11 protein-coding genes are annotated in these 13,434 nt (G+C 65.5%); 7 read left to right on the plus strand and 4 right to left on the minus strand.

Translation table 11 applies throughout. The features are described 5' to 3' along the window. The first annotated feature begins 63 nt into the window (after positions 1 to 63). The 5 genes from AX729_RS30745 (at position 64) to AX729_RS30765 (ending at position 5,391) form a co-directional block, all read left to right on the plus strand. A complete protein-coding gene (locus AX729_RS30745) occupies positions 64 to 549 on the plus strand; it encodes a nucleoside deaminase (RefSeq protein ID WP_061027949.1) in 486 nt (161 codons plus the stop codon). Between the two features lie 120 nt (positions 550 to 669). Further along, on the plus strand, positions 670 to 2,259 hold the full coding sequence (locus tag AX729_RS30750) for an ABC transporter ATP-binding protein (RefSeq protein WP_061027924.1): 1,590 nt from the start codon (positions 670 to 672) through the stop codon (positions 2,257 to 2,259). Further along, entirely contained in the window at positions 2,243 to 3,334 is a 1,092-nt protein-coding gene (locus AX729_RS30755) for an ABC transporter permease (protein ID WP_061027925.1), read from the plus strand. Before AX729_RS30750 ends, AX729_RS30755 begins: the two co-directional genes overlap by 17 nt. After that, positions 3,321 to 4,238, plus strand: coding sequence for an ABC transporter permease (locus AX729_RS30760; RefSeq protein ID WP_061027926.1), 918 nt, complete (start codon positions 3,321 to 3,323; stop codon positions 4,236 to 4,238). The genes AX729_RS30755 and AX729_RS30760 overlap by 14 nt, the downstream gene beginning before the upstream one ends. A gap of 76 nt (positions 4,239 to 4,314) precedes the next feature. After that, positions 4,315 to 5,391 (plus strand): BMP family ABC transporter substrate-binding protein, encoded by a 1,077-nt coding sequence (locus tag AX729_RS30765; protein WP_061027950.1) that lies wholly within the window; start codon positions 4,315 to 4,317, stop codon positions 5,389 to 5,391. Positions 5,392 to 5,500: 109 nt separating this feature from the next. On the opposite strand, the gene AX729_RS30770 is transcribed toward AX729_RS30765, so the two are convergent. Then, on the minus strand, positions 5,501 to 6,850 hold the full coding sequence (locus AX729_RS30770; protein WP_061027927.1) for an 8-oxoguanine deaminase: 1,350 nt from the start codon (positions 6,848 to 6,850) through the stop codon (positions 5,501 to 5,503). A 148-nt stretch (positions 6,851 to 6,998) separates the two neighbouring features. On the opposite strand from AX729_RS30770, the gene AX729_RS30775 reads away from it, so the two are divergent. Both AX729_RS30775 and AX729_RS30780 read left to right on the plus strand, forming a co-directional pair. Next, a complete protein-coding gene (locus tag AX729_RS30775) occupies positions 6,999 to 7,826 on the plus strand; it encodes an FAD binding domain-containing protein (RefSeq protein WP_061027928.1) in 828 nt (275 codons plus the stop codon). Further along, positions 7,823 to 10,549, plus strand: coding sequence for a molybdopterin-dependent oxidoreductase (locus AX729_RS30780; RefSeq protein WP_061027929.1), 2,727 nt, complete (start codon positions 7,823 to 7,825; stop codon positions 10,547 to 10,549). Before AX729_RS30775 ends, AX729_RS30780 begins: the two co-directional genes overlap by 4 nt. Here AX729_RS30780 and uraD read toward each other — a convergent pair. From uraD to AX729_RS30795, 3 genes are read right to left on the minus strand one after another with little or no spacing between them, the layout of a single operon-like run. Continuing rightward, the gene (uraD, locus tag AX729_RS30785) at positions 10,546 to 11,433 is read right to left on the minus strand and encodes a 2-oxo-4-hydroxy-4-carboxy-5-ureidoimidazoline decarboxylase (protein WP_061027951.1); all 888 of its coding nucleotides are present in this window, start codon (positions 11,431 to 11,433) and stop codon (positions 10,546 to 10,548) included. The two genes, AX729_RS30780 and uraD, sit on opposite strands and share 4 nt — an antisense overlap. Before the next feature lie 5 nt (positions 11,434 to 11,438). Next, positions 11,439 to 12,374 (minus strand): allantoinase PuuE, encoded by a 936-nt coding sequence (puuE, locus tag AX729_RS30790; RefSeq protein ID WP_061027930.1) that lies wholly within the window; start codon positions 12,372 to 12,374, stop codon positions 11,439 to 11,441. Further along, on the minus strand, positions 12,375 to 12,788 hold the full coding sequence (locus tag AX729_RS30795; protein WP_061027931.1) for a DUF3830 family protein: 414 nt from the start codon (positions 12,786 to 12,788) through the stop codon (positions 12,375 to 12,377). Between the last annotated feature and the right edge of the window lie 646 nt (positions 12,789 to 13,434).

The raw sequence follows: 13,434 nt of genomic DNA on the forward strand, positions 1-13,434 counted from the left end.
ACCAGCGAAGCCGACTTCATCCTGGTCGGCCTGCGCAGGGCGGGCACTGACCGTGGAGCAGCAATGGATGGCGCATCCGAACGTGACGAACACTTTCTGCGCCTGTCGTTCGCAGTCGCACATCGTTCGCTCACCCACGGCAATCATCCCTTCGGCTGTGTCGTCGTTGCGGCTGACGGCAAGGTCCTCATCGAGAGCGAGAACGGCTACATGCCGGATCATGACGCCACCGCGCATGCCGAACGTCTCGCAGCCACCCAGGCCTGCCGCACCATCGGGCGCGAGGTGCTGGCGAAAGCCACGCTCTATTCGTCGGCCGAGCCCTGCGCGATGTGCGCTGGCGCCATCTACTGGGCCGGTATCGGCCGCGTCGTCTTTGGCCTCAGCGAGCACCGCCTGCGCGGCCTCACCGGTAACCATCCGGAGAACCCGACGCTCGACCTGCCCTGCCGCCAGGTCTTTGCCGGTGGCCAGCGGCCGACGGAGGTCGTCGGACCGATGCTCGAGATGGAGGCTGAAGCGCTGCACGCAGGCGCATGGACGAAGTAACAGTACATGCAAAAGGAGATGATGCTGCGGAGGTTTGACGCGCCAAGCGTTGAACGGGAGACGATGCTTCCTCACATCTTGCAGCGGTTCAAACTGGCCCACCATTGAGACACTTCACGCATGCAAACGCACCAGCGAACGTCCGATCGGACGCCCAATGGCCAGCATTCCGGCGAAATCCCGCTCCTGAGGACGATCGGCCTCACCAAGCGTTACGGCGATTTCCTCGCCAACGATTCCATCGACATCGACATCCGGCCGAGTGAAATTCACGCCCTGCTCGGCGAGAACGGCGCCGGCAAGTCGACGCTGGTCAAAGCCATCTACGGGCTGATCCAGCCCAGCGCCGGCGAGATCCGCTGGCAGGGCCAGCCAATCGTGTTGCCGGGCCCGTCGGAAGCACGCAGCCGCGGCATCGGCATGGTGATCCAGCACTTCTCGCTGTTCGACAATCTCACCGTCGCCGAGAACGTCGCGCTCGGCCTCGACGGCAAGGAATCCTTCAAGGACATGTCGGCGCGGCTGGAACAGGTGTCGAAGACCTATGGACTGCCGCTCGATCCCAAGCGCGAAGTCTGGCAATTGTCGGTAGGCGAGCGCCAGCGCATCGAGATCGTCCGCGCGCTGATGCAGGACCCGAAGTTTCTCATCCTGGATGAGCCCACCGCGGTGCTGACGCCGCAGGAAGCAAATCAGCTCTTCATCGTGCTGGAACGGCTCAAGGCCGAGGGTCGCGCCATCCTGTACATCAGCCACAAGCTGGAGGAAGTGAAGCGCCTCTGTGACACCGCAACGATCCTGCGCGGCGGCAGGAAGGTCGAGACCTGCAACCCTCGGCTCGAGACCGCGGCCTCGCTCGCGCGGATGATGGTCGGCGGAGAGATCAAGGAAGTGAAGGCCGCATCCGGCCGCAAAACCAATGTGCCGCGGCTGGTCGTCGACGATCTCTCGCTGACCCCCGCGGACGCGCATGGCGTGCGGCTCGAACACATCTCGTTCGAGCTGAAGGGCGGCGAGATCCTCGGCATCGCCGGCGTTGCCGGCAACGGCCAGGATGAGCTGTTCGCCGCGCTATCCGGTGAACGACTCTCTGAGGATCCCGGCACCGTCGTGATCGAAGGGATCGCCGCCGGCCGGCTCTCGGTAACCCAACGGCGCAAGCTCGGCGCCGCTTTCGTGCCCGAGGAGCGGCTCGGCCACGCTACCGTGCCGCGCATGAAGCTGTCGGAGAACGCGCTGCTCACCGGCCATGCCGCCAGCGGCATGGTCCGTCGTGGCTTGATCGATACCGCTGCCACGCTGAGGGCGGTCGACCGTACGACCGAGACGTTCGACGTCCGCAAGGCCAAGCGCGATCCGGAAGCTGCGAGCCTCTCCGGCGGCAATCTGCAGAAATTCATCGTGGGCCGCGAGATCCTGCGCAATCCGTCGGTGCTGGTGGTGAACCAGCCGACCTGGGGCGTCGACGCCGGCGCCGCCGCGGTCATCCGTCAGGCGCTGCTCGATCTCGCAACCGCAGGTGCCGCCGTCCTCGTCACCAGCCAGGATCTCGACGAGCTCGCGGAGATCGCCGACCGCATCGCCGTGATGTTCCATGGCAAGCTTTCGGCTCCGCTCACAGCAAGCGAGGCGAGCCGCGAAAAGCTCGGCCTTTTGATGGGCGGCAGCAGCCTGGAGCCGGAGGAGGCCGCGCATGCAGCTGGTGCTTGAGAAGCGCGCCGAGCGATCCAGCACGATCGCGCTGGTGTCTCCGCTGATCGCGATCGGCCTTACGATCGCGACCATGGTCGTCCTGTTCGCAATCCTCGGCAAGAATCCGCTGCTCGCCCTGCATGCCTATTTCATCGCGCCTTTGACCGACGGCTATTCGCTCCAGGAGATCGCGGTGAAGGCGACCCCGCTGGTGATGATCGCGATCGGGCTGTCGCTCTGCTATCTCGCCAATGCCTGGAACATCGGGGCCGAGGGGCAATTCCTGATCGGCGCCGTGGCGGGTAGCTGGATCGCGGTGAAGACGCAGGGCACCGACGCGGGCGCCTGGGTGCTGCCGGCCATGCTCATGCTCGCCGCGGCCGCAGGCGCGCTCTATGCGCTGATCCCCGCAATATGCAAGGTGAAGTTCGGCGCCAGCGAGATCCTGACCAGCCTGATGCTGGTCTATGTCGCCGACCTCCTGCTCGACTATCTCGTACGCGGCCCCTGGCGCGATCCGCACGGGTTCAACTTTCCGACCACGGCCGAGTTCGATCCGGTGGCAACGGTGCCGCTGCTGATCGAGGGCGGCCGGCTGCATATCGGCTCGGTTCTCGCCCTGCTCGTCGTCGCCGCAGTGGCGATCCTGCTCGCGCGGACCATCAAGGGATTCGAGATCCGCGTGGTCGGAGCTGCGCCGCGCGCGGCGCGGTTCGGCGGCTTCAACGTCAATCAATCGATCATCGTGACCTTCGCGATATCAGGCGCACTGGCGGGTCTTGCTGGCATCATCGAGGTCGCAGGTCCGGTCGGGCATCTCCAGCCCGGCATCTCGCCGGGCTACGGCTTCACCGCAATCATCGTCGCATTCCTCGGCCGGTTGAATCCGCTTGGAATACTAATTGCAGGCCTTTTTCTCGCATTGACCTTTATCGGCGGCGAGCAGGCGCAGATCGCGATGAAGATCCCGTTGGACGTCACCAAGGTGTTCCAGGGTATCCTGCTGTTCTACGTGCTCGCCTGCGATTCCCTGATCCTGTACCGCTTCAAGCTGGTCTTCCCGAACCGACAGGTGACCCGTGGAGCTGGTTGAAGCCATCATCCTCGCGGTGCTCGCCGCGTCGACGCCGCTGCTGATCGCCGCGACCGGCGAGCTCGTGACGGAGCGCTCCGGCGTGCTGAATCTCGGCGTCGAGGGCATGATGATCGTCGGCGCGGCCTGTGGTTTTGCCGGGGCCTGGCTGACCGGATCGATTTTCATCGGCGCGCTGTTCGGCATGGTCGCGGGCACTCTGATGTCGCTCGTCTTCGCGCTGATGGCGCTCGGGCTTGCCGTCAACCAGGTTGCGACCGGGCTCGCGCTGACCATCCTCGGCATTGGGCTGTCAGGCCTGATCGGGGCCGGGTTTGTCGGCGAGCGCGTCACGCCCGCCGCGCAGCTCAGCATCCCGGGTCTCACCGACATCCCCCTGATCGGCCGTGTGCTGTTCGGCGAGAACGGCTTCGTCTATTTCTCCATTGCACTCATCGCCGGCGTCTGGTGGCTCCTGTACCGCACGCGGGCGGGCTTGATCCTCCGCGCCTGCGGCGACAATCACGTCTCCGCACATGCGCTCGGCTATCCCGTGCTGCGCATCCGCACCTTCGCCGTGATGTTCGGCGGTGCCTGCGCCGGCCTTGCCGGTGCTTATCTGCCGCTCGCCTATACGCCGTTCTTCGTTCCAGGCATGACCGCCGGCCGCGGCTGGATCGCGCTGGCGCTGGTGGTGTTCTCGTCCTGGCGGCCAGGCCGGCTCGTGGCCGGCGCCTATCTGTTCGGCGCGGTGACGATCCTGCAATTGCATGCGCAAGGCTGGGGCGTCGGCATTCCCTCGCAGTTCATGTCGGCACTGCCTTATCTCGCGACCATCATCGTGCTCGTCCTGATCTCCCGCGCGCGGACCGGCGGTTCGACAGCGCCGGCGGCGCTCGGCACCGTGTTCGTGCCTGACCGCTGAGTCCCGTTTCCGCGGCACGCGCGATGGGGCGCGCGCGTCGCGGATCGTGCTTTCCCCTGACGTTTGGAGATTGATGATGTGGAAATCACTTCTTGCACTGACTGTCGGGCTTTTGCTTGCCGGGAACGTCAGCGCAGCCTCCGCCGCAGACAAGCTGAAGGTCGGCTTCATCTATGTAGGTCCGATTGGAGACCTTGGCTGGACCTATCAGCACGACCTCGGTCGTCAGGCGCTGGTGAAGGAATTGGGTGACAAGATCGAGACCACCTATCTCGAGAACGTGCCCGAAGGTCCCGACGCCGAGCGCGCGATCGAGCAGCTGGTCCGCGCCGGCAACAAGCTGATCTTCACGACGTCCTTCGGCTATATGGATTCGACGTTGAAGGTAGCCAAGAAATATCCGAACGTGCATTTCGAGCACGCCACCGGCTACAAGCGCAACCCGAACATGTCGACCTACTCGGCCAAATGGTACCAGGGCCGCTACATTCAAGGCCTGATCGCGGCCAGGATGTCGAAGTCAGGCGTGCTCGGCTACATCGGCTCGTTCCCGATTCCGGAGGTCGTCTCCGGCATCAACGCGACGATGCTGGCAGCGCAGACCATCAACCCGAACATCAAGGTCAAGATCATCTGGGCCAACACCTGGTTCGATCCAGGCAAGGAAGCCGACGCCGCCAAGGCGCTGATCGACCAGGGCGCCGACGTCATCATGCAGCACACGGATTCTCCGGCCGCGATGCAGATCGCCAGCGAACGCGGCAAGCTCGCCTTCGGCCAGGATTCCGAGATGATCAAGTTCGGGCCCAAGACCCAGCTCACCTCGATCCTGGATACCTGGGGCCCTTACTACATCGAGCGCGTGAAGGCCGAGTTCGCGGGAACCTGGAAATCCGAGGACACCTGGGGCGGCCTCGACAGCCACATGTTTGCCATGGCCCCCTACACCAACATGCCCGATGATGTGAAAAAAATGGCCGAGGATGCCCAGGCCGCAATCACCGCCGGCAAGCTGCACCCGTTCAAATGCCCGATCGTTGGGCAGGACGGCAAGCCGGTCGAGTGCAAGGGCGGCGATCACCTCGACGATAGCCAGATCCTCGGCATGAATTTCTACGTCAAGGGCATCGACGACAAGCTCCCGGGCAAGTAGCACGCTTCTTGCTTCGTCGAAAACACCTGCTCCTCCCGGAGGAGGTTCGGAGGGGGTGGCCAGAAGCACCCGGCACTTGTGGCTGCCCCCTCTTTCCATCTTGCCTGGCTTATCCCGCCCGCATGGCCCGCGCCGCGGAACTGTGGCGGCGCATGAGGTCTGCCACATCCAGGCCCGGAATCGCGCCGTCGATCACCGTCCATCTCCCGGCCACCATCACCCGGTCTGCCCGATGCGCCCCGCACAGCACCAGCGCGGCCAGCGGATCGCCGTGGCCGGAGAAGCGCAGCTCGTCGAGTTTGAACAGGGCAAGGTCGGCGGCCTTGCCGACGGCGATCTCGCCGAGCTCCGGGCGGCCGACGCAGGCCGCCGAGCCCTTGGTGGCCCAGCGCAGCGCATCCGTTTGACTGACCTTCGTCACGCCATATCGCGCCCGTTGCACCAGGAAGGCGGCGCGCACCTCCTGCATCAGGTTCGAGCCATCGTTCGACGACGAGCCATCGACGCCGATGCCGATCCCGACGCCGGCCTCTTCCATCTCGCAGACAGGACAGCAGCCGGACGCCAGCAGCTGGTTGCTGCACGCGCAATGGCTGATGGTCGTCTTCGCCTTGGCGAGCCGCTTGATCTCGTCGTCGTTGAAAAAAATGCCGTGGGCGAGCCAGGTTCGCGCATTGAGCCAGCCGCATTGCTCGAGATAGTCGAGCGGGCGGCAGCCATACATCTGCTGACAGAATTCGTTCTCGTCCTCGGTCTCGGCGAGATGGGTGTGCAGGCGCACGTCGAGCTTGTCGGCGAGATCGGCCGTGGCGCGCATCAGCGAGGTCGTCACCGAGAATGGCGAGCACGGCGCAAGCGCGATCTGCACCATCGCATCCGCACCACGCTGGTGATGCCTTGCGACCACACGCGCGCTGTCGGCGAGAATTGTGTCCTCGTCCTGCACGACACTGTCAGGCGGCAGGCCTCCGTCGCGCTGCGACAGATTCATCGAGCCTCGGGTCAGCAGCACCCGCATGCCCAACCGCTGCGCGACCGCCACCTCGATGTCGACGGCGTCCTCGAGTCCTGCCGGAAAGACGTAATGGTGATCGGTCGTGGTGGTGCAGCCCGAGAGCAGCAGCTCGGACATCGCCACGGTGACGCCGAGCTCGAGCGCATCAGGCGTCAGCTTCGCCCAGACCGGATAGAGCGCCTGGAGCCAGGGAAACAGCTCCCGGTCCAGCGCCGCGGGCAGCGCCCGCGTCAGCGTCTGGTAGAAATGATGATGGGTGTTGATCAGGCCCGGCAGCACGACATGCTCGCCCGCATCGAACACCGCGACATCCGCCGTCACGGGCGTAGCGCCAGCCGGCACGAGCTCGACGATCCGGCCGCCCTTCACCACGAAGCCGCGCTCGGCACCGTCGGCGAGGATGGCGAGGGGATCCCTGATCCAGACGGGCTTCGCATCGCTCATGATCCTGTTTCTCCACACACCGAATGACGACCAGCCTGCAAGGGGAACGCCAACCCGAACACGACATTGCTACGACTTGCTTGTTGCGGCTTGGCTCCGGTCTTGCAAGACTCGGCACGATTCAACACGCGGAAGCGCTGGCGCGGCCATGGATTTGAATACCATCACATCGGTGGCCCATCCACAAACGCGCGCGCAACTGCCTGCCTGGACGACAGGAGATGCTTGGCTTGCCGGCGGCACCTGGCTGTACTCGGAGCCGCAGGTCCACCTGAGGCGACTGATCGATCTCAGCGACCTGAGATGGCCGCCGCTGACGATCACGGAGAGCCATCTCTCCATTGCCGCCACCTGCACGATTGCACAGCTGGAGGGACTAGCCTGCCCGCCCGACTGGCTCGCGGCGCCATTGATCGGCCAGTGTTGCCGGGCCTTCCTCGCCTCGTTCAAGATCTGGAAGACAGCCACGGTCGGCGGCAATGTCTGCATGTCGCTGCCGGCGGGACCGATGATCTCGCTCACATCGGCGCTCGACGGCGTCTGCACCATCTGGAAGGCCGGCGGCGGCGAGCAGAACATTCCCGTCGTCGATTTCGTCACCGGCAACCAGAGCAACCGTCTCATGCCCGGCGACCTGCTGCGGCAGATCGATATCCCGATTGCGGCGTTGCGCCGCCGCGCGGCCTTTCGCCAGATTTCGCTGGCCCCCGTCGGTCGATCGGCGGCGCTTCTGATCGGCAGCCTCGATCCGGATGGCAGACTGACCCTGACGATCACCGCATCGACGGTACGCCCGGTCCAGCTCTCCTTTGCCAAGGCGCCGGACGCAGCTGCGCTCCGCGCCGCCATCTCGGAAGGGATCACCGAGGAGCTGTACAACACCGACATCCACGGCAAGCCGCTCTGGCGCAAGCACATGACCTTGCGCCTCGCCGAGGAGATCCGCGGCGAGCTCCTGGGGGCGACGCCGTCATGAGCTTCGAGATCAACGGCAGGGAGTTTTCTCAGGGACCCCGCGCCGGGCAATGCCTGCGCACGTTCCTGCGCGAGCTCGGCCATTTCGGCGTGAAAAAGGGCTGCGATGCCGGCGACTGCGGCGCCTGCACCGTGCTGCTCGATGGGGAGCCGGTGCATAGCTGCCTGATCCCGGCGTTCCGCGCGGAGGGCCGCGCCGTCACCACGATTGAAGGTCTTGGCGGCGATGACGGCACGCATCCGATGCAGCAGGCCTTCCTCGATGCGCAGGGCTTTCAATGCGGCTTCTGCACCGCCGGCATGATCCTGACCTGTGCCTCGCTGAACCAGGCCCAGCGAACCGATCTCGGCGCGGCGCTGAAGGGCAATATCTGCCGCTGCACCGGCTATCGTTCGATCGAGGATGCGATCCTCGGCAAGACCAATGTGGAGGCGAGCGTCGAGGCCGGCGCCGCGTTCGGCCGTAGCCTGCCCGCGCCCGCGGGGCCCGATATCGTGCGCGGCAGGGCACGCTACACCTTCGACACCGCCATCGACGGACTGCTGCACATCAAGCTCCTGCGTTCGCCGCATGCGCATGCCAGGATCGTCGCGATCGACAGGGCGGAAGCCCTTCGCGTTCCCGGTGTGCATGCGGTGCTGACGCATGAGGATGCGCCAAGGGTCCTGATGTCCACCGCGCGGCACGAAAAGGATTGGATGGACCCCGAGGACACCCGCATCCTCGACGACGTCGTCCGTTTCATCGGCCAGAAGATCGCCGCCGTCGTCGCCGAGACCGAGGCAGCCGCCGAGGAGGCATGCCGCAGGCTCAAAGTCACTTACGAGATCCTGCCCGCGCTGATCGATCCGGAGCAGGCGATGACACCGGGCGCGCCCGTCATTCATCCCGACCGCACCATTGCCAACCGTGTTGCCGACGCTCAGCGCAACCTCGTCGCGGAAACGCATGGCGAGTTCGGTGACGTCGCGGCCGCGCTCGCCACCTCCGCCGTCACCTTCGAGGGTACATTCCACAGCCATCGCGTGCAGCATGCGGCGCTGGAGACCCATGGCGGCCTCGCCTGGCTTGATGACGCCGGCGTGCTCAATGTCCGCACCTCGACGCAGGTGCCGTTCCTGACCCGCCGCGCGTTGTCGAACATCTTCCAGCTTCCCCTGGACAAGGTCCGCGTGTTCTGCGAGCGCGTGGGCGGCGGCTTTGGCGGCAAGCAGGAGATGTTCGTCGAGGACATCCTGGCGCTTGCTGCGCTCAGGACCGGACGGCCGGTGAAGCTCGAGCTCACGCGCGAGGAGCAGTTCATCGCGACCTCGACGCGGCATCCGATGCGGATCCGCGTCAAGGCTGGGGCGGATGCCGACGGCAAGCTCACCGCGCTCCAGCTCGACGTGCTCTCCAACACCGGCGCTTACGGCAATCACGCCGGCCCGGTGATGTTCCATTCGCTGTCCGAGTCCATCGCCATCTACAATTGCCCGAACAAGCGGGTCGACGGCTACGCGGTCTACACCAACACGGTGCCGGCGGGCGCGTTTCGCGGCTATGGCCTGCCGCAGACGCTGATCGCGGTCGAGGCCGCGATCGACGAGTTGGGCCGGCAGCTCGGCATCAGTCCCTACGAGATGCGCCGACGCAACATCGTCAGGGACGGCGATCCCATGCTGTCGCCGCCGCCGTCCGAATTTCACGACGTGCTCTACGGCTCCTACGGGCTCGACCAGTGCCTCGACCTGGTCGAGCGCGCGATGCAGGCCGACGGCCCACAGCCGGAACTGTCGCCGGACTGGTTGATCGGGGACGGCATCGCGCTGACCATGATCGACACCGTGCCGCCGGCGGGCCATTTCGCCGACGCGACGATCGCGCTTTGCGACGACGGCGGTTTCGATCTCACCGTCGGCACCGCTGAATTCGGCAACGGCACCAGTACCGTGCACCGGCAGATTGCCGCGACCACGCTGGCGACCACCGTCGACAGAATCCGCTTGCGCCAGTCCGACACGGCCCATGGTGGCCACGATACCGGCGCCTATGGCAGCGCGGGCATGTTCGTCGCCGGCAAGGCGACGCATGCGGCTTCCATGCAGCTCGCGACCGAATTGAAGGCGGCCGCCGCCGGCACGTGGCTGTGTGACGTCGGGGGTTGCGTGATCGAGGACAACGCCGTCGTCAGCGGCGTCCGGCGCATGCCGTTTGCGGAGCTGGCGAAGCTCGCGCGCGAGCGCGGGCGGCCGTTCGCAGGCAGCGGCAATTCCGCGGGCACGCCGCGTTCGGTCGGCTTCAACGTCCAGGGTTTTCGTATCGCCGTGAACAAGGCCACCGGCGAGCTCAGGATACTCCGGAGCGTCCACGCCGCGGACGCAGGCGTCGTCGCCAATCCCATGCAGTGCCGCGGCCAGGTCGAAGGCGGCGTCGCGCAGGCGCTCGGCGCTGCGCTCTACGAGGAGATGGTGATCGACGCCGAGGGGCGCGTCATCAACCCGAAATTCCGCGACTACCACCTGCCGTCCTTCGCCGACGTTCCGCGCACCGAGGTCTTCTTCGCCGAGACGTCCGATACGATCGGGCCGCTCGGCGCCAAGTCGATGAGCGAGAGCCCGTACAATCCTGTCGCCGCCGCGCTCGGCAACGCGATCGCCGATGCCACCGGAATCCGCTTCACCGCGCCGCCCTTCAAGCCGGACCGGCTGTTTCCGGCGCTGCACGCGAAGTTCGGGGACTAGCTGCCGCGATAGGTCGAATAGCTCCAGGGCGTGACCAAGAGCGGCACGTGGTAGTGCCCCTCCGGCTCGCTGACGGCGAAGCGCAGCGGGATCTCGTCGAGGAATGGTGGGTCCGATAGCGGCACGTTGCGCTCGGCGTAGTATTTGGCAACGCTGAATTTGAGCTCGTAGCGGCCGATCGGAAGCGGACGACCACCGATCAACGGCTGATCGGTGCGCCCGTCGGCGTTGGTGACCGCGCGCGCGATCACACGGCTCTCGCCGAGGCTTGCGAGCTCGACGAGCTCAATCGAAATCCCCGGCGCCGGCTTGCCGATCTGATTGTCCAGCACATGGGTCGAGAGCCGGCCGTGCACCTTCAGCTTGTCGTCGGCCATGACGAGCTGATCCAGCCGCAGTGCGGAGATGCGGCCGATCTCCTCGATCGCGCGCCGTGTCTCGGTCTTGGCGATATTGCGGAGCCGCGTCTCGAAGTCGTTCAGCACCGAATCCCTGGTGTGACGACGGACGCAGACGATATAGGGGATGCCGAACTTGTCGCGATAGGCAGTGTTGACGCGCTCGAACGCGGCGTATTCCGCGTCCGACAGCCGGTCGAGACCGGCGCTGTTCTGCTCGTCGGTCGATTCCGCCGTGAGGCCCGCCGCGCGCTGGGTCTTGTTGGCGAGATCGGGATGCGCCCGGAGCAGCGCCAGCTGCACGTCGGGTTCAGCGCTCTGGATCGCCGCCATCAGCGCGGCGTGCAGTTCGTTGACGCCGGCGAACGGCCGCTTCCCGGCGAGTTGCTCGGCGATCCACGGTGAATATTCGACGACGTTGGCGAGCGCGGCGACGAAGTCGGCCTTGCTTGCTGCATTGAGATCGGCGAGCGAAATCTGCGGCATCGTCTTCATCCGATCTCGAACGCATCGGCGGCGAGATGCGCATGCTTGTCGTGCCAGTGCTGCGCGATCTGCAGCCGCGTCGGCACCCAGACGCGCTCATGCTTGCCGATGTAATCCAGGAAGCGCATCAGCCCCGCGGCACGGCCGGGGCGGCCGGCGAGGCGGCAGTGCAGCCCCACCGACATCATCTTCGGCGCCGTCTGCCCTTCCGCATAGAGCACGTCGAAGGCGTCTTTCAGATAGGTGAAGAACTGCTCGCCCTCGGCGAAGCCCTGCGGGTTGATGAAGCGCATGTCGTTGGCGTCAAGCGTGTAGGGAATGACGAGCTGCTTGCCGCCCGTGCCCTTGATCCAATAGGGCAGATCGTCGGCATAGGAGTCGCAGAGATAGAGGAAGCCGCCCTCCTCCATCAGCAGACGGTTGGTGTTGATCGAGGAGCGCCCGGTGTACCAGCCGAGCGGCCGCGAACCGGTCGCCTCGGTGTGGACGCGGATCGACTCGGCGATCTCGGCGCGCTCCTGCGCCTCGGTCATATCCTTGTGCTCGATCCATTTCAGGCTGTGGCTGGCGATGTCCCAGCCCGCCTCCTTCATGGCGGCGACGATTTCGGGATTGCGCTTCAGCGCGGTGGCGACACCGAACACGGTGGTCGGCCAGTTGCGCGCGGTGAACATCCGCCACAACCGCCAGAAGCCGGCGCGCGCGCCATATTCGAACATGGATTCGATGTTGGCGTGGCGCTGGCCGGGCCAGGGCTGCGCGCCGAGCACGTCGGACAGGAACGCTTCCGAGGCGCTATCGCCGTGCAGGATGTTGTTCTCGCCGCCTTCCTCGAAATTGACCACGAACTGCACCGCGACCCGCGCATGGCCGGGCCACTCGGGATGCGGCGGGTTGCGGCCGTAACCGCGGAGATCGCGCGGGTAGCGTGCGTCAGCCACTCAGACTTCCTCGAAGCGGATCGGCAGCGCGCCCTTCCACAGCACGCTCTTGCCCAGCGTCGCCAGATTCTCCAGGCCCGAGGTCAGCGTGATGAAATGGTTGCCGGCGAGCTGGCCCATCTTGCTGGCGAAGTGCACGCCGCCATAGGCCAGCAGGATCTCGGTCTCGCTGATGCCGCCGGGATAGAGGATGATCTGGCCCGGCGCGGGATAGCTGGTGTGGTTCTCGTAGCCGACGCCGAAATCGAGATCGCCGAGCGGCATCCACACGCCCTCACCGCTCCAGCGCACATGGATGATGTGGCTTTCGAACGGCAGCGCCTTGCGGAAGGCGGCCACGGTCTTGGGCGCCAGTTGCTCCTCGAAGCGGGCATCGAAGGAGAAATCGCCGGCGCGGATAACGAGTTTGCTCATCTCATCTCTCTGGATCGGGGCCGGTGGCCCACGGGATAACTCTCAAGCAAAGAGCATTCCCGACGGTTTCACGCAAGTGGGGTGGGGTGAAGCCCGGCAGCGCCGGGACCAGAAGATGCCTCGACACCCTTGTCGCCTGAAAACTCAACCGGTTCATTGAACCGGATTGTGGCGGGCAAGTCCACCGGCGCCGCCTGCGGAATTGCCGAATAATTGGCCGCGCCCCAGGGGCCACACGGCACGATGCCGCTACATGGGCCCCGGCTCTGCAGCGCACCGTCGAAGGGACGCTGCGCTGCAGAGCCGGGGCAAGACAGCTGAGTATGGCGCAGGCTCTGTCGACGTCGTCATTGCGAGCGCAGCGAAGCAATCCAGGCTGTCACCGCGGAGGGATTCTGGATTGCTTCGCTGCGCTCGCAATGACAGAGAATGAGGCGGCGGTGCCGCTCTTCCAACACGCATGTTGTATCGCAGACACGGCGTCGCGTTCTCGCGGCTGAATTCGCCCGAGCTTTGCTTCGTCGCTCACCCTCTCGAGCCAGGAGGGCGCAGGGAAGGCCGGGTGCCGGCGGCACCCGCGGTCCGCTGCGCGAAAGCACACGCAGGAAGAACCGCACAGCAGCATACAGGTGAAGCCCAACACACG

It is taken from the genome of Bradyrhizobium sp. CCH5-F6, assembly GCF_001556045.1.
GTDB lineage: Bacteria > Pseudomonadota > Alphaproteobacteria > Rhizobiales > Xanthobacteraceae > Bradyrhizobium.